The 23,908-nt window shown below is 40.7% G+C and carries 22 protein-coding genes and 5 tRNA genes; 5 read left to right on the top strand and 22 right to left on the bottom strand.

The window, feature by feature from the left end; all coding sequences use genetic code 11:
• Nucleotides 1-509: 509 nt before the first annotated feature.
• The 11 genes from DO88_RS04055 to xerD all read right to left on the bottom strand — a co-directional run bounded on the left by DO88_RS04055 (nucleotide 510) and on the right by xerD (nucleotide 8,305).
• A tRNA-Arg gene (locus DO88_RS04055) sits at nucleotides 510-586 on the bottom strand.
• Nucleotides 587-701: 115 nt separating this feature from the next.
• Nucleotides 702-778 (bottom strand) — tRNA-Arg (locus DO88_RS04060).
• A 78-nt stretch (nucleotides 779-856) separates the two neighbouring features.
• Nucleotides 857-933, bottom strand: a tRNA-Arg gene (locus DO88_RS04065).
• Nucleotides 934-1,112: 179 nt separating this feature from the next.
• Nucleotides 1,113-1,189, bottom strand: a tRNA-Arg gene (locus DO88_RS04070).
• A 38-nt stretch (nucleotides 1,190-1,227) separates the two neighbouring features.
• Nucleotides 1,228-1,320, bottom strand: a tRNA-Ser gene (locus DO88_RS04075).
• A 128-nt stretch (nucleotides 1,321-1,448) separates the two neighbouring features.
• On the bottom strand, nucleotides 1,449-1,631 hold the full coding sequence (locus tag DO88_RS04080) for a hypothetical protein (protein WP_007376465.1): 183 nt from the start codon (nucleotides 1,629-1,631) through the stop codon (nucleotides 1,449-1,451).
• Between the two features lie 353 nt (nucleotides 1,632-1,984).
• Nucleotides 1,985-3,520, bottom strand: coding sequence for a lysine--tRNA ligase (gene lysS / locus DO88_RS04085; protein WP_007376466.1), 1,536 nt, complete (start codon nucleotides 3,518-3,520; stop codon nucleotides 1,985-1,987).
• A 26-nt stretch (nucleotides 3,521-3,546) separates the two neighbouring features.
• A protein-coding gene (gene prfB, locus DO88_RS04090; RefSeq protein ID WP_096793749.1) for a peptide chain release factor 2 occupies nucleotides 3,547-4,645 on the bottom strand; the annotation gives its coding sequence in 2 pieces (ribosomal slippage) (nucleotides 3,547-4,569 and nucleotides 4,571-4,645; 1,098 coding nt in all).
• Nucleotides 4,646-4,789: 144 nt separating this feature from the next.
• Complete coding sequence (gene recJ / locus DO88_RS04095) at nucleotides 4,790-6,511, bottom strand: single-stranded-DNA-specific exonuclease RecJ (protein WP_033040417.1); 1,722 nt, start codon at nucleotides 6,509-6,511, stop codon at nucleotides 4,790-4,792.
• Nucleotides 6,512-6,589: 78 nt separating this feature from the next.
• Complete coding sequence (dsbC, locus tag DO88_RS04100; protein ID WP_033040415.1) at nucleotides 6,590-7,318, bottom strand: bifunctional protein-disulfide isomerase/oxidoreductase DsbC; 729 nt, start codon at nucleotides 7,316-7,318, stop codon at nucleotides 6,590-6,592.
• Between the two features lie 60 nt (nucleotides 7,319-7,378).
• Nucleotides 7,379-8,305 carry a site-specific tyrosine recombinase XerD gene (gene xerD, locus DO88_RS04105; protein ID WP_008136396.1) on the bottom strand — a complete coding sequence of 309 codons (927 nt, stop codon included), beginning with the start codon at nucleotides 8,303-8,305 and terminating at the stop codon, nucleotides 7,379-7,381.
• Between the two features lie 94 nt (nucleotides 8,306-8,399).
• Between xerD and fldB the strand changes: the two genes are divergently transcribed.
• The gene (gene fldB / locus DO88_RS04110; RefSeq protein ID WP_007376471.1) at nucleotides 8,400-8,921 is read left to right on the top strand and encodes a flavodoxin FldB; all 522 of its coding nucleotides are present in this window, start codon (nucleotides 8,400-8,402) and stop codon (nucleotides 8,919-8,921) included.
• Nucleotides 8,922-8,960: 39 nt separating this feature from the next.
• Here fldB and DO88_RS04115 read toward each other — a convergent pair whose 3' ends face one another.
• The 3 genes from DO88_RS04115 to DO88_RS04125 all read right to left on the bottom strand — a co-directional run bounded on the left by DO88_RS04115 (nucleotide 8,961) and on the right by DO88_RS04125 (nucleotide 12,416).
• Nucleotides 8,961-9,407, bottom strand: coding sequence for a DUF2147 domain-containing protein (locus DO88_RS04115; protein WP_033040413.1), 447 nt, complete (start codon nucleotides 9,405-9,407; stop codon nucleotides 8,961-8,963).
• 144 nt (nucleotides 9,408-9,551) lie between these two features.
• Nucleotides 9,552-11,561, bottom strand: coding sequence for an alpha-amylase (locus tag DO88_RS04120; RefSeq protein WP_033040410.1), 2,010 nt, complete (start codon nucleotides 11,559-11,561; stop codon nucleotides 9,552-9,554).
• 156 nt (nucleotides 11,562-11,717) lie between these two features.
• Nucleotides 11,718-12,416, bottom strand: coding sequence for a tRNA1(Val) (adenine(37)-N6)-methyltransferase (locus tag DO88_RS04125; RefSeq protein ID WP_033040408.1), 699 nt, complete (start codon nucleotides 12,414-12,416; stop codon nucleotides 11,718-11,720).
• Nucleotides 12,417-12,491: 75 nt separating this feature from the next.
• Here DO88_RS04125 and srmB point away from each other — a divergent pair, with 75 nt between their 5' ends.
• Together srmB and DO88_RS04135 are read left to right on the top strand one after the other, a co-directional pair.
• A complete protein-coding gene (gene srmB, locus DO88_RS04130; RefSeq protein ID WP_007376476.1) occupies nucleotides 12,492-13,718 on the top strand; it encodes an ATP-dependent RNA helicase SrmB in 1,227 nt (408 codons plus the stop codon).
• A gap of 273 nt (nucleotides 13,719-13,991) precedes the next feature.
• Nucleotides 13,992-14,312, top strand: a complete 321-nt coding sequence (locus tag DO88_RS04135; protein ID WP_002961403.1) for a BON domain-containing protein — start codon at nucleotides 13,992-13,994, stop codon at nucleotides 14,310-14,312.
• Nucleotides 14,313-14,888: 576 nt separating this feature from the next.
• Here the strand turns inward: DO88_RS04135 and DO88_RS04140 are convergent.
• Nucleotides 14,889-15,845 carry a mechanosensitive ion channel family protein gene (locus DO88_RS04140; protein ID WP_033040406.1) on the bottom strand — a complete coding sequence of 319 codons (957 nt, stop codon included), beginning with the start codon at nucleotides 15,843-15,845 and terminating at the stop codon, nucleotides 14,889-14,891.
• A gap of 120 nt (nucleotides 15,846-15,965) precedes the next feature.
• Nucleotides 15,966-16,745, bottom strand: a complete 780-nt coding sequence (yaaA, locus tag DO88_RS04145) for a peroxide stress protein YaaA (protein WP_033040403.1) — start codon at nucleotides 16,743-16,745, stop codon at nucleotides 15,966-15,968.
• Nucleotides 16,746-16,970: 225 nt separating this feature from the next.
• On the opposite strand from yaaA, the gene tal reads away from it, so the two are divergent.
• Nucleotides 16,971-17,921: a transaldolase gene (gene tal / locus DO88_RS04150; RefSeq protein ID WP_033040401.1), complete on the top strand. Its 951-nt coding sequence runs from the start codon at nucleotides 16,971-16,973 to the stop codon at nucleotides 17,919-17,921.
• Nucleotides 17,922-18,142: 221 nt separating this feature from the next.
• On the top strand, nucleotides 18,143-18,331 hold the full coding sequence (locus DO88_RS04155; protein WP_002961395.1) for a DUF3545 family protein: 189 nt from the start codon (nucleotides 18,143-18,145) through the stop codon (nucleotides 18,329-18,331).
• A gap of 87 nt (nucleotides 18,332-18,418) precedes the next feature.
• Here the strand turns inward: DO88_RS04155 and ung are convergent, their stop codons facing one another.
• Genes ung through DO88_RS04185 form a run of 6 tightly spaced genes read right to left on the bottom strand, consistent with a single transcriptional unit; the run spans nucleotide 18,419 to nucleotide 23,837 of the window.
• On the bottom strand, nucleotides 18,419-19,081 hold the full coding sequence (gene ung, locus DO88_RS04160; RefSeq protein ID WP_033040399.1) for a uracil-DNA glycosylase: 663 nt from the start codon (nucleotides 19,079-19,081) through the stop codon (nucleotides 18,419-18,421).
• A complete protein-coding gene (locus DO88_RS04165; RefSeq protein ID WP_033040397.1) occupies nucleotides 19,078-19,938 on the bottom strand; it encodes a cobalamin-binding protein in 861 nt (286 codons plus the stop codon). Before DO88_RS04165 ends, ung begins: the two co-directional genes overlap by 4 nt.
• Nucleotides 19,938-20,537, bottom strand: coding sequence for a cob(I)yrinic acid a,c-diamide adenosyltransferase (gene cobO / locus DO88_RS04170; RefSeq protein ID WP_007376484.1), 600 nt, complete (start codon nucleotides 20,535-20,537; stop codon nucleotides 19,938-19,940). Before cobO ends, DO88_RS04165 begins: the two co-directional genes overlap by 1 nt.
• Complete coding sequence (locus DO88_RS04175; protein ID WP_033040396.1) at nucleotides 20,530-22,014, bottom strand: cobyric acid synthase; 1,485 nt, start codon at nucleotides 22,012-22,014, stop codon at nucleotides 20,530-20,532. Before DO88_RS04175 ends, cobO begins: the two co-directional genes overlap by 8 nt.
• 4 nt (nucleotides 22,015-22,018) lie before the next feature.
• Complete coding sequence (locus DO88_RS04180) at nucleotides 22,019-23,023, bottom strand: FecCD family ABC transporter permease (RefSeq protein ID WP_033040420.1); 1,005 nt, start codon at nucleotides 23,021-23,023, stop codon at nucleotides 22,019-22,021.
• Nucleotide 23,024: 1 nt separating this feature from the next.
• Complete coding sequence (locus DO88_RS04185) at nucleotides 23,025-23,837, bottom strand: ABC transporter ATP-binding protein (protein ID WP_033040394.1); 813 nt, start codon at nucleotides 23,835-23,837, stop codon at nucleotides 23,025-23,027.
• Between the last annotated feature and the right edge of the window lie 71 nt (nucleotides 23,838-23,908).

Below are 23,908 nucleotides of genomic sequence, written 5' to 3'. Positions count from 1 at the left end.
AGCTTGCTGACGCGACGAGCGAAGCTCGTAAATAAAGTATCAGTTATATCGGTGGTAAGTAATTAGAAGCTGTCGCTTCTCACGCGAGCAAGCTCAGCGTCTACAGAGGATAAATAAGCTCGGAGTTTAGATTTAAAGATTGGGTTGGTTTTACTTGTAGGCGTGCAGCTTGCTGACGCGACGAGCGAAGCTCGTAAATAAAGTATCAGTTATATCGGGGGTAAGTAATTAGAAGCTGTCACTTCTCACGCGAGCAAGCTCTGCGGCTACAACGAATAAATAAGCTCGGAGTTTAGATTTAAAGATTAGGGATGGCTTTACTTGTAGGCGTGCAGCTTGCTGACGCGACGAGCGAAGCTCGTAAATAAAGTATCAGTTATATCGGTGGTAAGTGATTAGAAGCTGGCGCTTCTCACGCGAGCAAGCTCTGCGGCTACAGGAGTGGTAGTTTACACTTCACTTTATTTTAGGCACAAAAAAACCGACTTAATGTCGGCTTGTTATGAAAGTGGTGGGCGCAGGAGGATTCGAACCTCCGACCGCTCGGTTCGTAGCCGAGTACTCTATCCAGCTGAGCTATGCACCCACTTTCATAGATTGCTTATTTAAACTCTAAGCAGAGCGTATAAATTCAGGCATAAAAAAACCGATTTCCATCGGTTTATTTTTCTTACACTTAAAAGCGTATGAAAACATGAAAGTGGTGGGCGCAGGAGGATTCGAACCTCCGACCGCTCGGTTCGTAGCCGAGTACTCTATCCAGCTGAGCTATGCACCCACTTTCATTTTTACTATTACTTATTTTGACTCTAAGTGAGAGTTTAGCTTATTTATACTCTAAGCAGAGTCTATAAAGTGGTGGGCGCAGGAGGATTCGAACCTCCGACCGCTCGGTTCGTAGCCGAGTACTCTATCCAGCTGAGCTATGCACCCACTTTATAGTTTACTTATTTTAACTCTAAGTAGAGCTTTCGCTTATTTAGACTCTAAGCAGAGTTATTAAAGTATGGTGGGCGCAGGACGTATCTTCTAAGAATGAACCTCCGACCGTTTGGTTATAAAGCCAAACACTTTAATTGCTTATTTAGACTCTAAGCAGAGTTATTAAAGTATGGTGGGCGCAGGAGGATTCGAACCTCCGACCGCTCGGTTCGTAGCCGAGTACTCTATCCAGCTGAGCTATGCACCCATACTTTAAAACTTTACAAAACACGCCATTAAAAGAAATGGTGGAGAGGGAGGGATTCGAACCCTCGATAGAGCTACAAACTCTATACTCCCTTAGCAGGGGAGCTCCTTCGGCCACTCGGACACCTCTCCGTCTTGTGGGGCGTATAATAAAGATTTCAGAAAATATGTCAAACACTTTTCTACCAAAAACGACTATATGGTTATAGATTGCACATATGCTTGGTTTTAAAGTGTAATTAGTTTGAAAATTAAGCGGCTTATGAGTCTTCAGAGTGAGGATTAATACCTTCAACTGGTACTAACTCATCTGTTAGGTTTGCAAGGTACTGCTCTTGATACCCCAATTGCTGAAACTCAGCAATACAGGCTCTATAGTAAGCTTGTCGTTCTTGCTCTGTCGTACAGAGTTCTGACGACTCTTCAACGCGTTTATTTTTCATTTTATTATTCTATAAGTCCGTTTGATTATTCTTAGTTAAAGCGTACAACCTAGGCCGCTTAAATTTTCGCCATAGTGTAGCTAAAAAAGTTACATAAATACAACGAAATGTTTAAAAAACAGTCATAATAAAAAGTTATAATACTAACCAAATTTGTTTAAAAGAATCAAAACAAACAATATCAAATACTTAAGTTTATAAAAACAGCGCCACCCTAATCAAAAAAATTAACAAATTACATCTTTTTATTTACGAAGTACCTTGTTAAAAGCATACCTTTATTGTCTAGGCTTTAAACACAAAAACGCCGCGATTAGGCGGCGTTTATTAACTTACTTTGTTTTACTCAAAGCTTAGTCAGCTTGTGGACGCATATGCGGGAACAAAATAACGTCTTTAATTGTAGATGAGTCAGTAAATAACATTACTAAACGGTCAATACCAATACCTTCACCAGCCGTTGGCGGTAAGCCGTACTCTAGTGCGCGTATGTAGTCTTCGTCGTAGTGCATTGCTTCATCATCGCCTGCGTCTTTCTCTTCAACTTGACGAGTAAAGCGCTCAGCTTGGTCTTGTGCATCATTAAGCTCAGAGAAACCATTTGCAAGTTCACGACCGCCAACAAAAAACTCAAAACGGTCTGTAACAAATGAGTTTTCGTCGTTACGACGCGCAAGTGGTGATACTTCCCACGGGTAGCCAGTAATAAACGTAGGTTGAATAAGCATGTGCTCTGCTGTTTCTTCAAATATTTCACACAAAAACTTACCTGGGCCCCAAACACAGTTTTCAGGAATTTTAACGTGCACTTGTTTAGCGTACGCTTTTAATTCGTCAAAGTGGTTTTCTGGGTCATTAAATACCGCAGCATCAAACTCAGGGTTATATTTTAAGATAGCGTCTGCCATGCTTAAACGTGTAAACGGTTGGCCAAAGTCATACTCAACTGAGTCAGTTACTTCGCCGTTTTCGTCTTTCGTTGTATTTATAACAATTGGGCTACCCAATACGTTAGTTGCAACTGTACGTAGCATGTCCTCGGTGATGTTCATCAGGTCGATGTAATCAGCGTATGCTTGGTAAAATTCAATCATTGTGAATTCTGGATTGTGACGTGTAGATAACCCTTCGTTACGGAAGTTACGGTTAATTTCAAATACACGGTCAAAGCCACCTACCACTAAGCGCTTTAAGTAAAGCTCTGGCGCTATACGTAAGTACATGTCGATATCAAGCGCGTTATGGTGAGTTACAAACGGACGCGCAGATGCACCACCAGGTATAACCTGTAGCATTGGAGTTTCTACTTCCATAAAGTCACGCTCTGCTAAAAAGCGACGAATGCCTTCAACTACTTGTGAACGAATGCGGAATGTTTCGCGCGTTGCTTCGTTAGTAATTAAATCAACGTAACGTTGGCGGTACTTTGTTTCTTGATCTGATAAGCCATGGAATTTTTCAGGTAACGGACGAAGTGACTTAGTTAGTAATTGATACTCAGTCATTTCTACGTATAAATCGCCTTTACCCGATTTATTTAACGCGCCTTTAACACCAATAATATCGCCAGTGTCTAGCTGACCATATTTTTCTTTAAGATCTTTTTGAACATCTTTAGATGCATACGCTTGTACGCGACCTTTCATGTCTTGAATTACAAAAAACGGTCCACGCTTTGCTAAAATACGTCCAGCAATAGACACAACTTCTTGTAGTTCAACTAATTCTTCTTTGCTCTTATCACCAAACTGGGCTTGCAAATCAGCCGTGTAATGCTCACGACGGAATTGGTTTGGATGACCGTTGGCTGGGCAATTTTCGCGTATCGCGTCTAACTTGCCGCGACGCTCAGCGATTAACTTGTTTTCGTCTTGGATTTTATCAGTCATTTTTTAGCTCTTTATTAGCTTGGTGGTTATAGGCCAGATTTAAGGCTGGCTTCAATAAATTTATCTAAGTTACCGTCAAGTACCGATTGGGTATTGCGGTTTTCAACGCCGGTACGTAAATCTTTAATGCGTGCGTCATCAAGTACGTATGAACGTATTTGGCTACCCCAACCTATATCAGATTTAGCATCTTCTTGCGTTTGTTTTTCAGCATTTTGCTGCTGTAGCTCAAGCTCAAATAATTTAGCTTTTAATTGCTTCATCGCTTGGGCTTTATTTTTATGCTGTGAACGCTCGTTTTGACACTGCACTACGGTATTTGTTGGTACGTGAGTAATACGAACTGCCGATTCGGTGGTGTTAACATGCTGACCACCCGCGCCCGATGCACGGTAAACGTCTATACGTAGATCTGACGGATTAATATCAATTTCAATATTATCGTCAATCTCTGGGTATACAAACGCAGAAGCAAACGAAGTATGACGACGACCACTTGAGTCAAATGGGCTTTTACGTACTAAACGGTGAACGCCTGTTTCTGTACGTAACCAACCGTAAGCGTATTCGCCAACAAAGCGAACTGTTGCACCTTTAATACCAGCAACATCACCGTCGGTTGCTTCAACTAGCTCAACTTTAAAGCCTTTAGCCTCGCCCCAACGTAAGTACATACGAAGTAGAATGTTACACCAGTCTTGTGCTTCAGTACCGCCAGAACCCGATTGTAAATCAAGGTACGCATCGTTTGAGTCATGAGGACCTGAAAACATACGACGAAACTCTAAGCCTTCTAACTGCGCATTCAAATCAGCGAGTTCGCTTTGTGCTTCATCAAAGGTATCTTGATCTTCAGCTTCTACTGCAAGTTCAAGTAAACCTTCAACGTCATCAGTACCGGCTACAAGGTTGTCGATTGTTTCAACAACGGCTTCTAATGCTGATTTTTCACGGCCAAGCGCTTGTGCGCGTTCAGGCTCATTCCATACGGCTGAATCTTCAAGTTCGGCGTTAACTTCTTCTAAGCGTTCTTGTTTAAGAGCGTAGTCAAAGGTACCCCCGAAGCAATTCAGTACGTTCGCGAATTTCCTTGATTTGGTTAATCACAGGATTCACTTCAAACATGGTCATTACTCCAAAATGGCTAGGTAATTGCGCCCCTTTACATGGGATTTTCGCAATAAATTATCGTCAAATGATAAAAACGCCCGATTTTAACAAAAAACCGCGCGCTTTATTAGCCTTTTATGCATGCTTTGTGCATATTTTTTAGTACACTTTTTCAAGTTCTCTGGCTATTAATTGCAGTGTAAATTTACCTCTAAACTCATTTATATCGAGTTGGTACGCTACTTTTACAAACTTCGCTTCTGTGTCTGGCCATTCTTTTACATCAATACCAAAGGCAATGGCGTCTACTAATCGCCCTGATTGATGCTTTAAAACGAGCTTTAAATGCTTTTCGCCGACTATGCGCTGCTGTATTACTTCAAAGGTGTGCTCAAACACTGGCTCAGGAAATTGCTGCCCCCACGGGCCCGATTGCTTTAATAGTTGAGCAAACTCCATAGTAAAGCAGTCGTTTGGCAGCTCACCGTCAGTAAATACAATGCAGCGCTTACTTTCTTCACTCAGTTGCGCGCTAACTGCGGCATCAAACGCTTTTTTAAAGTCGTTAAAGTGCTGCTCGTTAATACTTAAACCAGCGGCCATTGCGTGGCCACCAAATTTATTAATTAAGTGTGGGTCGGCTGTATTGAGTCCTTCGAGTAAATCGCGCATGTGTAGCCCTTCAATAGAGCGGCACGAGCCTTTAATTTCACCGTTTTCGCCACCAGCAAATATAACGGTTGGACGGTGGTATTTTTCTTTTAAGCGACCAGCCAAAATTCCAATAACACCTTGATGCCAATCGTCTTGAAACAAACAAATTGCATCAGGAATGTTATCGTCGCTAAATGCGAGCCTATCAAGCACGGCTTGTGCCTCCACTTGCATGCCTTGTTCTATTTCGCGCCTTGCAAAGTTTAAGCTATCGAGCTCGCTCGCTATACTGCGCGCTTGGTTTATATCGGTGCTGAGCAAGCACGCTATACCCAAACTCATGTCGTCTAATCGCCCTGCTGCATTTAAACGAGGCGCAAGTGAAAAGCCAAAGTCGCTTGCGCTTAAGCGCGCTGCATTGCGGTTAGCCACTTCAATAAGCGCGGTGATGCCTGGGCGTGTTTTACCACTGCGAATACGTGCTAAACCTTGATGTACTAAGGTGCGGTTATTTGCATCAAGTGCGACAACATCAGCAACCGTACCAAGCGCTACAATGTCGAGCAAGTTAGCTAAATTAGGCGGCGGTTGCTGCTCAAAATAACCAAGGTCTCGCATTACGCTTCTCAGTGCTATCAGTAAGTAAAAAGCAACACCAACGCCTGCTATAGATTTAGACGGGAAGTTACATTCGTGCCTATTTGGATTTACTATTGCATCGGCATTTGGCAGCTGCTCACCTTGTAAATGGTGATCTGTTACCAGCACTTTTATGCCAACCGCTTTTAAAATATTAATACCGGCAATACACGATATGCCGTTATCTACGGTGATCACTAAATCAGGCTTAATTTGTACTATTTGCTCTGCAAGTGCGGGGCTCAAGCCATAACCCAAGCTAAACCGGTCCGGAATTAAGTAATCTAAATGCTTAAAACCAAACATTTCAAGGCCTTGCATTAAAGTGGCCGTACTCGTTGCGCCATCAGCATCAAAATCGCCGACTATTAATATTTGGCTTTGCGCTTTTAATGCTTCAATTAATAAATCGCTGGCTTTGTCGATGTCTTTGAACAATTTAAAGTCGTGAAGCGTAGCTACGCTGTTATTTAGCTCTTCGGCATTGAATACATTGCGGTTAGCATAAATTTGTTTAATTACAGGGTGTAAATTACTCGGTAAATGCGAGTCGTCAACGTTTTCACGCGCAATGATTAGTTTTTTCATGCAGAGTTTTAACTTATTGAGTCGTACTAAAAAGACAAAAAAAGGCCATTAAGGCCTTTTTATTAACTATAAAACGTATTACGACGCTTTGTTAGCATCTAATGCTGCTTTTAATGCTGCTGCAGGCTGGTAACCTGGGATCATAGTACCATCTTCTAAAACAATAGCCGGCGTGCCGCTAATACCAAAGCTTTGACCTAGCTGGTAATGCTCAGCAACTGGTGCATTACACCCTGCAATTACTTTAGTGTCTGCGCCCGACTTAGCCTCAGTCAGTGCTTCTTGCTGATCTTTAGCACACCACACATTCATTAAATCAGCATAACCAGAACCTTGTAGCCCACCACGCGGAAATGCAAGATACTTAACGGTAATACCTTCATCGAGTAAATCATCTAGCTCACGGTGCAACTTACGACAGTAGCCACAGCTAATATCAGTAAATACGGTAATGCTGTGCTTTTCGTTTGGTGCTTTATACACAATCATCGAATCTTCGTATTCTTTAATGCCTTCAACGCGCACGCCGTTTAATGCTTGCTCAGTTAGGTTATTACGATTATTCAAATCGATTAACGTACCTTGCATTAAAAATTGACCATCTGGACTTGCGTAAAGCACGCCTTTGTTGGTAATAAGCTCTTTTAACCCTGCAACTGGACTTGGGTTAATTTGCTTAACCGTTACGCCTAAAGTCGCAAATTTAGTCACTATAGGATCATTAGCATCAGGAGCTACAGCAACGCCATTTGCAAATGCACTAATACTTGTGCACAACATGGCACCTGCTAACATTAATTTTTTCATAATTTTCTCTATTCCAAAAGTACTTATAAATTGACCGGCTTAGTGCTATTTAATTTCAAATTAAGCACGCGGGTGATGCTGCGCATGCACCGATTTTAAACGTTCATTAGCAACATGGGTATAAATTTGTGTGGTTGATAAATCACTGTGGCCCAACATCATTTGTACCACACGTAAATCTGCCCCATGGTTTAATAAATGCGTAGCAAAAGCATGGCGCATTGTATGGGGCGATATTGGAGACTCAACTGCTGCCAAAATAGCATAGTGTTTAATTCTATGCCAAAAGGTTTGTCTCGTCATGCCAACACCGCGCTTAGACGGAAACACAAAATCGGTGGCATGTTTTATCATTTGCGCACGCCCGACCTTTAAAAATTGCTCAAGCCAGTACATGGCTTCCTCGCCAAGTGGCACTAAGCGCTCTTTATTACCTTTACCTTTTACAAACACCACAGCTTGGCGCAAATTAATTTGCTCCATACGCAACCCAACAAGCTCACTTACACGCAAACCCGTTGCATAAAGTAGTTCAAGCATCGCTTTATCGCGCAGTCCCATCGCTTCTTCTGTATTGGGCGCATTTAACAATGCCTCAACTTCAGCTTCTGAGAGTGTTTTAGGTAACGACTGCCCTGCTTTTGGTTGAGCAATATTTAGCATGGGCGAATCACTAATTATTTTTTCGCGCACAAAGTACTGATAAAAACGCTTTAGCGCACTAATACTACGTGCCGTACTACGTGGTTTTAATCCTAAATCAACTCTGTGAGCTAAGTAACCCTCTATATCAAGCCCGGTTACCGTCATTAAGTTTTCGCCCTTTAAAAATAGGCAAAACTTATCTAAATCGCTGCGATAAGCACTTAATGTGTTTTCGCTTACGCCTTGCTCTAAGTACAGGCTATCTAAAAAGGTTTCTAGGTAGTCGCTATTACTGCTCATACTGCTGTCATTTTCAAAAGAATCGTCAGATAGCGTTGTCACATTATGCTCTCATGCTTTGCTAAGGTATCAATTAAAAATACCTTACGGTAAACTTGAGCCTATCATATCAGGCAATTACACAGTGATAAATACGATGCAAATTGGTTTATTTTTTGGTTCTACTACGTGCTACACCGAAATGGCAGCAGAAAAGATTCGCGACATTATTGGTGCCGATATAGTTACCCTGCACAATATTAAAGACGAGCCACTAAAAAATGCGCAGCAGTACGACTTTATCATCTTTGGTATTTCAACATGGGATTTTGGTGAAATACAAGAAGACTGGGAGTCAAAATGGGACGACATAGCCGACGTAAACCTAACCGGTAAAACCATTGCTTTATTTGGCATGGGCGATCAGCAAGGTTACGGGCAGTGGTTTCAAGATGCGCTAGGGATGCTGCACGACGAAATAAATACGCAAACATTTACCCAACTTGGTTTTTGGTCCAACGACAGTAGTTACGAGTTTGAAGCTTCAAAAGCGCTAACTCCCGATGGTAAACAATTTGTAGGGCTCGCACTGGACGAAGACAGCCAATACGAGCTAAGTGATGAGCGTATTGCGACTTGGGTTGAACAAGTAATGACTGAATACGGCGAAACGCTTTAATTAAAATTGCGTAGCCATTATTGCTACGCTACAAAGTAATTACTCAACCCTTAGCCAATATTGGTTACGGAAAAAAAAGCCAATGTAACCACGTACTTCAAGTTTTTGACCTTCATCTTGCACTGTGAGCTGTAAGGTGTAGGTTTTACCATTTGTTGGGTCAAGTATTTCGCCATCTCCCCAAACGTCATCACCCTCAGCTTTTACATCAGTAATAATAGTCATTCCTAAAATAGGCTGATCTTTTAGCTCATCATCACATTTATTGCATATATCATTTTGTTTTGTAGGGTCTAGAATAGTTTCAACTTTACCGCTTAAAGTACCGTTGGTTTGGGTAATACGTACATACGACTTAGCTTGGTTTGTATCCTCGTCAATCGTTTTCCAAAGCCCAACTGGGGTCATGGCTGCCAGTGCACTTTGGCTTGCCAAAACAACCGCAGAGAATGTACTTAGTAGTATTATTTTATTTAATTTTTTCATTGTGTTGTCTTAATTCAATGTAACTAATGAGTGAATCATAACAGGTGATTTATAAACACACTATGAAAGAACAGTACCTAAAAAACCTAAACTAATAATCATTAGCTTAGGCTTAGGTTCAAATATAGGCTTTTTATTTATTTTTTAAAAACTACGAATGGCTACACTTGAGTTATTAAACTCAAATTTATTAATTTTTCCGCATTGCGCCATATGATTAGTGCTTGTATAAGGAGTATTGTTTTGAGCAATAGCAGTCTCCCATCCTTGGCCGTTTTTAATGAATGCTTTTAGTTCAAACCATCCATTAACCGCTTTACTGCAATCCATATCTACATCAAGCATCCAATAGTGTTCGCCCCATATATTTAAAGATGTCACACCAAAACCATCTGTGTTTACCGTTTTTTCAGCGCCCCAACCTGCTGGCCAAACATTCGCTGTCCAGTCGGTCGCAGAACCTTCTGCTTCGCTACTTTGCCCATTTTCTATGCCATACCAATCAAGGTAGTTATCATTTGCTTTCCAAGGGCTTGTTGTCACGTTTTTTAAATTATTATGACGAATAGGCATTGCACACTCAAAATTACTTGTTTGGCAATTTCGACCCAGATTTGCGTTTGCATAAGCGTGATCTACACCACCGCGCAAAAACATATCTTGTCCACTTTGCGTTTGTGCATTAATAAAAATAACCGTGCGTTGCCAGTCACTCCCTGTATTTGGCACAGAGCTTGTATTTAACTTGGCATTTTTATGAATTGCCATTGCATCCCAAGCACCAATATTGAGATTAATAGTACCGTCGGAATTAACCGTTATAACCTCGCCACTACAACTTTTAGCATCAGCCGACAACTCGCCTTTTAGCACATTACAGTATTGCCCAGGCGCCATGTCTGTTTGCACCGTTGCAATGAGTGCTGAGTCTTCTTTGTTAATAGCCATATGACCCGAGCTACCTCGACCAAATGATATTTGATTATTCGTGTTATCCCACCAATTTGTTACTGCCCAATTGTCGGCGGTGTTATTTCTAAAATCGACCCCGCCTGCAATATATGACCAGCGATGCTCACACTTCCAATTACTAGCAAAACACTCTAAGTTACCATTATTATGTACAGGTACGTTTGGCCCACCAGCATCTGTATCACCATGAAAATCATAACTCGACATTACTTTTGGATAACCGTACGGATAAGCCAACATAAATACATTGGCTAAGTCATATAAGCGGCCATCCTCAAAGGTAATTACATTACCAGCGCCGCCATGACCACGTTGATTATCGTGATTATCTACAAAAACCACCGCAGAAGAGCTAGGCATAAAGCCCCACCCTTCGCCAAAATTACTCAGCCATGCAAGCGAGCCGTTTCTAAAAGTATTACCAAGCTCAGTGCTATATTTAAATTCAGTTACTAAACCAGTGCTTAAATATTCAGAGGCGCCAACAGCCTCTCCACCTTGATCAATCACTTCTTGAAAAACCACTGGCGAGCCATTTACTTTGGCCATTAAACTTTGGATATCGCTTGCGGCAACATGTTTAGAAGCATCAAAACGAAAGCCTTTTACGCCAATAGCTTGTAAGTCGTTAATATATGCTGCAATGGTATTTTGCACATAGTTTGAAGCGGTATCTAAATCGGCAAGTCCAACGAGTTCACAATTTTGTACTCGGTAGCGATCGTTGCCATAATCAGAGCTATTAATGGTACAACTTTCATGAAAATCTTGTGGGCTATAAATAGGAAAGCTTTTATTACCAAAACTATTACCCGCTGTGCCTGTGCCACTTCCTGCTGCCATATGGTTAATAAGCGTATCGACGTAAATATCAACCCCAGCTGCACTACAACGATTTACCATATCAATAAACTGTGCACGGTTACCGCCACGACTTTGCAGTTCATAACTTACAGGCTGATAGCGTGTCCACCATTGACTGCCTGTGATGTGTTCATTTGGGGGAGAAACCTGTACTGCAGCATAGCCTTTTGGTCCTAAATACTGTTCACATTCTTGTGCTACATCTTGCCAATTCCATTCAAACAAATGCACAAATGTGGTGGGCGTAGCTGTGGCAATACTCGGTAAGAGCAACCCTAGACTTAAACCTGCGGTGGTGATTATTTTATTGAGTTTCATAGTGTGTGATCCAATTGTTGAGCGAGCAAAACAACTACTCGATGTTATTTACAAGTGGTTAACACTAGGCTTATAGTCGATGAAATAAAAACTGAATACGTATGCATAACGGGTAAACTATCCTTTATTACTAAATAACCTTCATTACAAAGTAACTTACATTTTTAAATAAAATGTTTTGCACAGAGCTATATAATCAGCAGTGTAGGTATTATCTAAGTTTCTAATACACAGGGTTGATGATTCTATATCGCTTTTTACGTAGCTAAATGCCATTAAACTGCGGCTAATATCTTTATTGGGCGTGGCTTTTACTTGGCAATGAGTATTTAAATAAAGCCCATTTTGAGTAGCAAGCTCAATAAATAATGCGCCTTCAACGCTTGGGAGTATTAAGTTAAAGCGAGAGCGACTATGGCTTAGACGTTTAAACGCATTTATTAACTCTTCAAAACTTAAGCCGTCGGTATGGCGCGCGGTATTACGCGCAGTATTCTCGCCTTTTAAACTGTGATTAAAATACGGCGGATTAGAAATAACCACGTCAAATTTAACTTCACTACTAAAGCTTTGAATAGTTTGGTGCTTAATACTTATTGTTGGCCACGGGCTATTAGCTATATTGTGTAATGCTTGGGTATGGGCGCTTTCGTCAATTTCTACCGCAGTTATATCAAGCTCATTACTGCGCTGCTTACACATTAATGCTAGTAAGCCGGTGCCTGTGCCTATATCAAGTAATGACTTTGCACCACTTAAATTAGCCCATGCGCCAAGCAAAATGCCATCGGTAGAAACTTTCATTGCACAGTGGTCGTGTTCAACTTTAAATTGTTTAAATACAAAACCAGACATTTTTTCACCTTTTCATTCACCAAGCGCAGCATAGCGCGTATAATCAGGGTAATTGTCCCTTATTTTAGACACTCTATGCAATTTTCTGAATTTGATCTTGATAACAAGCTACTCGATGCCATTAATAAAATGGGCTACGAGACGCCAACCAGCATTCAACAACAAGCTATTCCTGAAGCACTACAGGGGCGCGATATTTTAGCATCTGCGCCTACTGGTACAGGTAAAACAGCGGCATTTTTAATTCCGGCTATTCAGTACTTACTGGATTTCCCACGTCGTGACCCTGGTTTTGCGCGCGTCCTCGTTATGACCCCGACTCGTGAGTTGGCTTATCAAATTCATGAACAATGTGAACTGCTAGCTAAACGCACACACCTAAAAATTGGTGTAGTAACAGGCGGTATTAACTACGGCACGCATAAAGAAATTTTCGAAAAAAATAACGATATTTTAATCGCCACACCAGGTCGATTAATGGAATACCTAGAAACCGAAAACTTTCATGCTGAACATGTAGAAATGCTTATTATTGATGAAGCAGATCGCATGTTAGATATGGGTTTCAAAAAAGAAATGAGCCGTATTTGTGACGAAGCTAAAAATCGTCGCCAATGTTTTTTATTCTCAGCAACACTTGAAGGTGACAGCGTAGAAAGGTTTGCTGAAAAAACATTAAACGACCCAGCTCTATTAGAAGCCGAATCGTCACGTAAAGAAAAAGCAAAAATTCATCAGTGGGTACATTTAGCCGACGATTACCATCATAAGCTTGAATTGTTAGTTAACACGCTAAAAAATCCTGACGTGACTAAAGCAATTGTGTTTGTTAAAACTCGCGAACGCTTAGAAACATTGATTGGTGAACTTACAACTAATGATGTAAAAGCAGCGTGGTTACGCGGCGAAATGCCACAAGACAAACGTATGAAAGCCATGGAAAACTTCCACAGTGGTAAAACAAGCATATTAGTTGCTACCGACGTAGCTGCACGTGGTATTGACGTATCTGACATCAGTCACGTTATTAACTTTGATATGCCGCGCACTGCCGACGTATATGTACACCGTATTGGTCGTACTGGCCGTGCTGGTAAAAAAGGCATAGCAATATCACTAGTTGAAGCACACGATATTGGTATTTTGTATAAAGTAGAGCGCTACGTTGAGCAAAAACTAAAACGTCGTGTAATTAGAGGTGTTGAGCCACAGCATAAAGAAGCTAAGCCACCGGCTAAAAAGCGTAAAGATCCAGTAAAAATGAAAGCCAAGAAAAAGGCCAAGGTTAAAAAGAAAAAGTAACCTAACATATTTTTATTCTAAGCCGACTTTTGTCGGCTTTTTTAATGCAAGCCTTACAGGCTCTAGTGTTTGTACCTGTTACATATGTAACCCAAGCATGTAACTCATACTCATTTAAATGTAATTTTTGCCCACCTTAATTCCCACTTAATAAAATCACCTTATATTTCATAGTGTTAATATTGGCACCGAAATTGTAACTACAAAGATAACCTAGCCGATGGAATTTCCATTTTGTGGCTGCACTATTCACCGTAATGTAAGGATTAAGTTATGAACCGCTTCAAGTTAACTATCGCTTTAGTATCATTTTGTTGTTTATTTTTATTAGCTTGCGCTACAAAGGTAAGTGCAGCAACCAACATGGCAGTAGTAAGCAGTGTAGCCACTCAACCTAACCTACAACAAACTATCACCAACACCCTACGAACTAACCCTAACCTTGCGTTAAGTGATATTCGTGTGCAGGTAAAAAATGGTGAAGTAGATTTGTACGGTGAAGCACAAACTGGTTTTCAGCGCGCACTAGCTCAAAAATTTCTAGAAAATATAGATGGGGTTAAAATCATTCGTAACAAAATTAGCGTTATTTAATACGCACCACAAAACCTATTTGTATAACTAATTCATAAGCGCGGCTTGTTACTCCAACACAAGCTGCGCTTTTTTATATTCTGTTTTAAGGCAAATTTTGCAGCTGTGAAGAAGATAAAATAAAGCCTAAGCAATACGATTATTCCTCCCCCTAAAACGATAGCTCACACTTATACTTAAGAAGATAGATTTAGAATTGACGCTAGCGTGTTTGTCTTTGCTCTTTTAACCCTTAAGTTAACCCAATTGATACTGAAAAAGCTTACACAGATTCTTTAGCCGACCTAACGGGCTTAAAAAGGATGATTTATTTAGTTATTGAAATAGATGAGAGCGTTATTTCAGAGTGTGCGGCAAGGCAGTAAAAAAATCGTTGGGTAAACACTAATCTTACTTGTTAATACTCCCATGGCCAAACGCAACTAATCAGAATTGATATTCAAGAAACACAAACTAGATATTTAAACTTTTAGCTAATAATCCGTTTATAAAAAAAAGCGCATTTTTACTCTGTAAAAATGCGCTGTTGGTAAGTAACTATTTCCCAATGCTTTTGCCTAATGAGTTTTAACTAAATTACTCACTTTGGCTAGAGTCAGTACCGTCGCTACTGTCTTTATTTGATGACTGCGGGCTTATTTTATCGCTTATCATGGCATCGAGTTTTTCGCCGCCTTTAATACCAAAATCTAAAGTACGAATTGGGAATGGAATGCTAATGTCAGCTTCGTCTAGTGCCTGCTTAACGGCAACAACCCCTTTGTGGCGCACCGTCATAAAATCAGGCTCACCTGGGTATTTAATCCAAAACCATACCAGTAAGTTAATGCTGCTGTCGCCAAAACCTTCAGCGTATACGGCGGTTTCGTCTTTACGTATTACAAAGTCAAATTCATTTATTTTATCGGTAATAACTTGAGATGCTTTTTCTATGTCGTCGCCATACGAAATACCTACGGGTACTTCTATACGTCTTATACCTAGCGTGGTGTAATTTTTGAGTACATTTCTAAATAAGACTTTGTTTGGTACAAGTATTAGTTGCCCGTAAAAGCTCTCTATTAGCGTGTTACGTAGGTTTATTGAATGTATTGAACCAAACACATCATCGGTTTCTATTACATCACCTGTTTTAAATGGCTTGCGTACACCCATTGCTATACCTGCAATTAGGTTTTCGGTCATGTCTTGAAACGCAAAACCAATGGCCAAACCCACAATACCCGCACCAGCAAGTAGCGAAGTAACGGTGCCTTTTAGGCCAACAAAATCGAGCGCTATAAATAAACCTATGCACAACACAATAACTTTAAAAATTGAGGCCATTAAATCGGCAATTTGTGTTGAGTCGAGAGAGCGGCGCAGTACGTTTTTCACCAGTTTGCCAGCAAAGCGCGCCAAAATTGAAAAAACAATAGCAATAACAATTGCCACTATAAAATTAGGGATATGGCTTATTACAACATCAAACCACCCTCCGAGCTTTTCCTCTATTAGCTTTTCGGCTTCGCCAACTGACGGAATACTGATCATTTTGTTTGCACCTATTTAATTAATAATCTCATTAATATTAGATATAGTTGCAAATATAGCGCCAGTATCAAAAAAGCCATGCGGTGCATGGCTTTTTAATTGTTTATTTAAGCTTATGACCTAATTTTGTTCGTCGCGCATAAATACCGGCTCAAGCTCTTTAACCGTTGCCTCAGGGCTAAAGTAATAACCCGCCACAGTAAACTCTTTAAGTTGGCTTAATTGCGTTACTTTATTTTCGATAATGTAGCGCGCCATCATACCGCGTGCTTTTTTAGCGTAAAAGCTAATTACCTTGTATTGACCGTTTTTACAGTCTTTAAAGTGTGGGGTAATAATTTGTGCATTTAATGCTTTTTTATCTACCGCTTTAAAGTATTCGTTTGAAGCAAGGTTAACTAAGTATTGCGCGTCTTGTGCTTTTAATACTTCGTTTAGTTTGTTCGCTATTACGCTGCCCCAAAACTCGTATAAGTTTTTGCCACGCGAGTTTTCAAGCTTGGTGCCCATTTCAAGGCGATAAGCTTGCATTAAATCAAGTGGTTTTAATAAGCCGTATAAGCCAGAAAGGATACGTAAATGGTTTTGTGCGTAATCAAGCTCGCTAGCTTTAAGCGTGCTTGCATCTAAACCGCCGTATACATCACCATTAAAGGCAAGCACGGCTTGTTTAGCATTACTTTGTGTAAACGGCTGTGTCCACTCACTAAAGCGTGCTGCGTTAAGCCCAGATAGCTTATCGCTAATTTTCATTAAACTGCCAATTTGCGCTGGTGTTAGTTCACGGCATACTTTCATGAGCTCTTCGCTGTGCTCTAGTAATTCAGGCTGAGTGAACTTGTCTGTTGCGGGTGGCGTTTCGTAATCAAGATTTTTTGCAGGTGAAATAACAGTGATCATAGTTAGCTATTGACTTGTAATTTATTTAGTGTCAATTTCAACATTAAATGAAACGAAAAGCACGTTTTGTTTAAATAAATCCTCTCTTAATAACCCATGCATTACCGTTTTTTTATTGATCAGGACATAAGACCTATCAAGCATTGTCACACTGTTGCAGTATGGATTGTATATATTAAGAGTGATTAGATTTTTCTTTTAACTTGCTTGGAATGAGGAAAGCAAATGACTTCAGCTCTACAAAGGCTAAAACAACATTCATCTATCGTAGCCGACACTGGTGATATTGAAGCTATTAAAAAGCATCAACCAGAAGATGCAACTACAAACCCGTCGCTTTTATTAAAAGCGAGCGAGATTGAAGCATATAAGCCTTACCTAGATAAAGCTTGGAGCTACGCAAAAGAAACCGAGCAAGAGCCTGCTATACAACTTGAACTAGCATGCGATTACTTTGCCGTATTACTTGGTAAAGAAATTAGCGCTATTGTACCTGGTTATATTTCTACTGAAGTAGATGCACGCCTTTCGTTTAATACGCAAGCTACGATTGATAAAGCACATACCCTACTTAGCCTTTACGAAAAAGAAGGTGTAAGCAAAGACAAAATTTTAATTAAAGTAGCGTCTACATGGGAAGGTATTAAAGCCGCTGAGCAGCTAGAAAAAGAAGGGACTAAATGTAACCTTACTTTATTATTTAGCGATGCCCAAGCCCGCGCGTGTGCCGATGCAAACGTATTTCTAATTTCGCCATTTGTTGGCCGTATTTTAGATTGGCACGTTGCTAACGGTATGGAAAAACCAACCGATCCGCTACAAGATCCAGGTGTTCAGTCTGTACGCAGCATTTTTGAATTTTACAAACGCCATGACTACAAAACAGTTGTGATGGGTGCAAGTTTCCGTAACACAGGCGAAATTATTGCACTTACAGGTTGTGACAAGCTAACTATTAGCCCTAATCTTTTAGAAGATTTAGGCAACCTTGAAGGCGCACAAGAATATTTGCTTGAAAGCGATGTTCCACAAGAGCCAAAACCAGAGCCATTAACAGAAGCACAGTTCCGTTGGTTACATAACCAAGATGCTATGGCTACTGAAAAACTAGCTGAAGGTATTCGCTCTTTTGCTGATGCACAAGAACAACTAGAGGCGCGCTTTAAAGCAATGTAATTTGCTATAATCGTGTTTTAAAAACGTCGCAATAGCGGCGTTTTTTTATGCCTAAAATACGCTACCCCTCTATATAATCTTCATATCGACTTCATATAATCCTCGTATAAACCTTCATCAATTAATCACACTTACGTAACATAACTGTCACTTTTTTGTTCTATTTTAGCTAGGCCTGTGGTATAGGTATTCTTGAGGTCATAAATCAATAGGAGAAATTCATGGATAGCCTAAACGATATATTAGAGATATTAGAAGGTCCTGATACAACTAGAAAAACCTCTCAAAAGAATAAAAAAAGGAAGTGGCGTGAAATAGAAGCAATAAAAGACAAACAGCGCCTACGCAAAGAACTACAAGAACTAGATTATTTTACAGACAGTATTGCAATTGATGAGCTCGATTTTTAATTCAATACGCCCCAACTAAACAAAAAGGCTTCCAGAATCTGGAAGCCTTTTTTAATGGTTTAAACAATTTGAGTTCTTTGGAATAAATTAGATTTGCCAGTTAATTGGCTTATCTCTTTGGGCTTGCAATAGCTCATTCGTTTGTGAGAAATGCTGACAGCCAAAAAAGCCTCTATGCGCCGAAAGCGGCGATGGGTGTGGCCCTTTTAAAACATGATGGCGTGCACTATCTATGCCTTTCCCTTTTTTTTGTGCATGTGCCCCCCATAAAATAAATACCACACCTTCGCAGTGCTTATTAATATGCGCAATTACATTATCGGTAAATTGCTCCCATCCTAAATGCTTATGTGAATGCGCTTGCCCTTGTTCAACGGTCAATACTGTATTGAGTAAAAACACGCCCTGATCTGCCCAGCTTTGCAGGTAACCATGTTCAGGAATAATAAAATCGCTGATATCGGTAGCTAACTCTTTGTACATATTTTTAAGCGACGGCGGCAGCTTTTTTACATCAGGCAATACCGAAAAACACAAGCCATGCGCTTGCCCTTCTCCGTGGTATGGGTCTTGTCCTAAAATTACAACGCGTATGTCATTAAGTGCGGTGGCATCAAAAGCACTAAATACTTGAGCTTCAGGCGGGTAAACAGCAATACCTTCATTGCGGCGATTAGCCACATACTCTAACGTTTGCTGCATGTAAGGTTGCTGTAATTCACTTTCTAAAAATGTAGCCCAATAGCTCATTGTGTACTCTTAATCTGTTTACGTGATACGTCTATTTTATCACACATATCCGCAAGTCCATCTAGCATGCGCACAGTAAAACGATGTAATAAATCGGCATTTACGCTAATAAATTGATCATTTTTAACAGCAGGTACTTCTGGCCACTTTTGCCAATTAACAACCGGCTGTGGCGTTTTTGATTTTTCATCAGGGATAATAATAACTTGTGGCTTAGTAACAATAACATTTTCGATACTAATTTGCGGGTAATCTGTAACGCTCTGTGCAAATACATTACTTACATGGCATGTTTCAATCAGTTGGCTTATCCATGTATTTTTACTTACTGTCATCATGGGCTCAGCCCATAACTGATAAAATCCGGTAATATTTTTTTTATCTTGCTGGCTTTTAATAATCGCGTTTAGCTTTTGTTTAAATGCATTTGCCGCTTGCTGGCTTTGCTCAATATTCCCTGTAAATTCACCAAAAGTAAGTAACTCGTCGGCTACACCAGCGATTGTGGTGGGATTACTCAAATATACTTTTATACCTAAACGCTCTATTTGGGCTAAATCTTCGCTTTGATTTCCGCTTTTCCACGCAATAACTAAGTCGGGTTTAAGCGCCAATACTTTTTCAAGCGAGATGCCGTAATAACCCCCTATGCGCTCAATACTTTGGGCTTCACCTGGGTAGTCGGCGTAATCAACCGTGCCCACAATATTATCGCCAGCTCCTATGGCAAATAGGTTTTCGACAATGTGCGGTGCAAGCGCGATTATTCTCAGCTTTTTAGAATCATTAGCCTGCTCTGCAAGTGCACTGCCCGATACACTAAAAAGCAGTAGCCCAATAAAAAACGCTTTAAGCATTAGTAATCAAACCCTTCTAGCGCTTTTATACCTGAGTCGAATGCATGTTTTACATTACGCACTTCACTTACTGTATCGGCAAGGTCGGTTAAAGTGCGGTGTGCTGCACGCCCTGTAATAATAACTGACTGCATTGGCGGGCGGTTATTAAGCGCTGTTACTACTTCATCTAAATCTACGTAGCCGTATGTCACCATATACGTAAGCTCATCGAGTAATACTAAATCAATACTGCTATCAGCAAGCATACGTTTTGACTCTTGCCATGTTGCTTGGGCAGCTGCGGTATCGGCTTCTTTATTTTGCGTATCCCAGGTAAAACCGGTGTTCATTACAACAAACTCAACGCCTGCACCTTGTAATAAATTACGCTCGCCACACTCCCACGTACCTTTAATATATTGGCAAACAGCTGCTTTTTTACCATGCCCAACGCAGCGTGCTACAACGCCAAAGCCCGAGGTTGATTTGCCTTTACCGTTACCGGTGATTACCTGAAAAATACCTTTTACATCTTGCGCTGCCGCAACACGTGCATCCACTTGTTCTTTTACTTTTTGTTGACGCTGCTTATGCTTATCGTTGTTTTGTTCAGTCATTATTGTGCCCTTCATAAATCGAGATAATTTGCTGTATGTTTAAATGCGTTTCGCACATGGTTGCTAATCGTTCTAACTGCTGCTCACGGTGAGCGGCAATACTAATTGGGTTAATTGACGCGCTTGGTTTTACCCATTTTAAAATTTGCGATGTAGCATCGGCTTCATCAAATAAGCCATGTAAATACGTACCCGCAATGGCGTTATCATCGCTAATAAAGCCATCGAACATAAAACCACGTGGGTGGCTTTCATCAAAGATTAAAAATGGCTTATTAAGCGCTGCACCTTGGCTAATTCCTGCATGTATTTCGTAACCACTACAGAGTGTTTGTTGGTTATTTAAAAGTAGTGTAGCGGTTATTTTAGTTAATACTTTTTGTGTTGTTAGCGTGGTTTCAAAATCGCACAGAGCAAGCCCATTTACTTGCTTTAATGATGACTCAATACCCTCGGGATCATTGAGCGTATTGCCCAGCATTTGCATGCCACCACAAATACCAAGTACTTTACCACCATAGCGTAAGTGGCGCTTAATTTGAGTGTCCCAGCCTTCATTTTTCAAAAAGTTTAAATCGCCCAGCACATTTTTACTACCTGGGAGAATTATCAGATCAACGTCTGGGATCGTTTGCCTATGGCGCACATAATTTATATTAATGTTTGGGTGCAAACGCAGTGCATCAAAATCGGTGTGGTTACTAATGTGTGGAACAAGTAGCACTGCAATATTAATTGTAGCGTTGGTTACGTTATTATCAATTGCGACGGCGTCTTCAGCATCAAGCGCAAGGTCGTGCAAATAAGGTAATACGCCAAGTACGGGTTTGTTTGTATATTCTTCAAGCCAATCAAGCCCACCTTGCAGCAAACCTATATCGCCTCTAAAGCGGTTTATAACAAAGCCTTTTACGCGCGCTTGTTCTGACTCGCTTAACAACGCAAGTGTACCTACCAAATGTGCAAACACACCACCTTTATCAATATCGGCAATAATAATGACAGGGCAATCTACCTCTTCGGCGTAACCCATATTGGCAATATCGTTTTCACGCAGGTTTATTTCAGCAGGGCTCCCTGCCCCTTCAACAAGGAGTAAATCAAAACGCTTAGCTAAGCGGTTATGTGAGGTAATTACTGCATCCATCGCCACTTTTTTATAGTCGTGATATTTGCCCGCTTCCATATTGCTAATGGCTTTTCCGTGAATAATTACTTGTGCGCCCGTGTCGCTATTAGGTTTAAGTAAAATAGGATTAAAGTCTATTTCGGGCTCTACTTTAGCTGCTATTGCTTGCAAAGCTTGCGCACGACCAATTTCGCCACCATCTTTTGTTACTGCGCTATTAAGTGCCATATTTTGTGGTTTAAAAGGCGCAACCTTTACCCCTCGCTTAGCAAATACCCTGCAAAGGGCTGCAACTAGGGTACTTTTACCAGCATCTGATGTAGTGCCTTGCACCATTAAGGTTTTCATGGAATTACACCCTTCGCTTTCTAAAAAACAATAAACTTAAAAAGAACACACTACCAATAGCAGCGGTTATAACACCAACGGGCAGCTCTTGGTTTTTTAGCAAGGAGCGCGAAAGTACATCAACCCACACCATAAATGTACCGCCCACTAAGCTGGTTACTAGCAATCCCGCTATAGTGCCTTGGGAGATAAAAAAGCGCACAATGTGCGGCACCATTAATCCTACAAACCCAATACCACCACACATAGCCACCAGCACAGCGGTAATTAATGAGCTCAAAACCAGCATAAGTATTCTAAAGCGCTGGACCCTAACACCTAATGTAATTGCGCTTTCATCGCCAAGTAACATAGCATTGAGTTGCCTTCTAAAGCTCAACATTACAAACGTACACAATGTAATTACCAACAAAGGCAACCAAAGCGTAGCCCACTGCGCACGCGCAAAGCTGCCCAGTGTCCAAAATAAAATAGCGGCTACTGCCTGAGGGTCGCTCCAATAAAGCAACAAGCTGGTAAATGCACTAAATAAAAACGATAGAGCGACGCCTGCTAATAACATTGATTCTACCTGTGCACTTTGCTGCCTACCTGCAATAAGTATTAATAAACTCATGGCGAGTAAGCTACCCAGCAATGCTGCTGCCGATAACATAAAACCTGCGCTAACGCCTGCTAGCGCCATAAGTAATACCACGCCAAATGAGGCACCCGACGATATACCAAACAAGTAAGGATCGGCTAAAGGGTTACGCGTTACCGTTTGTAAAATAAGCCCCGAAATTGCTAAACCAGAGCCAGCTAAAAAGGCGAGTAATGTGCGTGGCATTCTTAGTTCAAAAATAATACGCATATTAAAAGACGCATCATTTAAGAGTAAAAAACTATTAAGTACGTCTTGAAGTGAGGTATCTGCTGCGCCAAAACTAAGTGCTGCAAATAAGCTAAATAAAGCAGCTGAAGCACTTATAAATAGCGCTAGTGATTGGCGAGTATTAACAGTGCTCATGTTATTTGTAGCCATAAAAGTAAGTAATATGAGGAATGCTATTTCCCGACTTCGATATTTGCGGGTGGTTATTTACTTGAGCGCAGACACCAAAAACGTCGCCTAGCATGTTTTCGGTTAATACCTCACTTGGCGCGCCTGTATGTGTAATTTCACCGTTTTTAATAACCACTAGTTCATCGCACATTGCAGAGGCTAAGTTTAAATCATGAAACGATGCAAACACCGTTACACCCAACGATTTAGCAAGCTCCATTACCTGTATTTGATATTTAACATCTAAATGGCTAGTTGGTTCGTCCATTATTAACAGTTGAGGTTGCTGGACTATGGCGCGGGCTATCAAGGCACGCTGCTTTTCACCACCCGAAAGTGACTCAAAGCTTTGATCGCTATGATCTGCCAACCCTACAGTGTTGATAGCTTGGGTGATTTTTTGTTTATCAATGTTAGTTACTGAGCTAAATAGCGATTTATGAGGCGTTAGCCCAAGCGCAATAACGTCAAATACACTTAAGTTAAATTGCGACGGAGTTTCTTGTAAAACGACTGCTACTTTTTTTGCGTACTCATCGCTTTTTAATTGCCAAATATCGGTGTTGTTAAATTCTATAACACCTTCAGTTGGTTTATTAAAACGATATAAACAACGCAATAAGCTCGATTTACCAGCGCCATTGGGGCCAATCAAACCAACAAATTTACCTGTGGTTATTTTAAGGTCTATTTTTTTGAGAATCGTTTTATTGCCAATACCCCACGATACGTTTTTAACGTTTAGTAATGGTGTATTTAATGGCGTTTGAGTGTGCAATAGTCAGTCCTAGGCTAGGGTCTGTTGATCTTTCAAGGTTAAATTTGCAACAGTCTGTTTGGTATTTAGGC

Origin of the sequence: Pseudoalteromonas sp. S3431, assembly GCF_000690035.1 — a bacterium.
Taxonomy (GTDB): Bacteria; Pseudomonadota; Gammaproteobacteria; order Enterobacterales; family Alteromonadaceae; genus Pseudoalteromonas; species Pseudoalteromonas fuliginea.
Note: the sequence above shows the minus strand (reverse complement) of the source record. Positions and strands in the feature narration are given on the sequence as shown.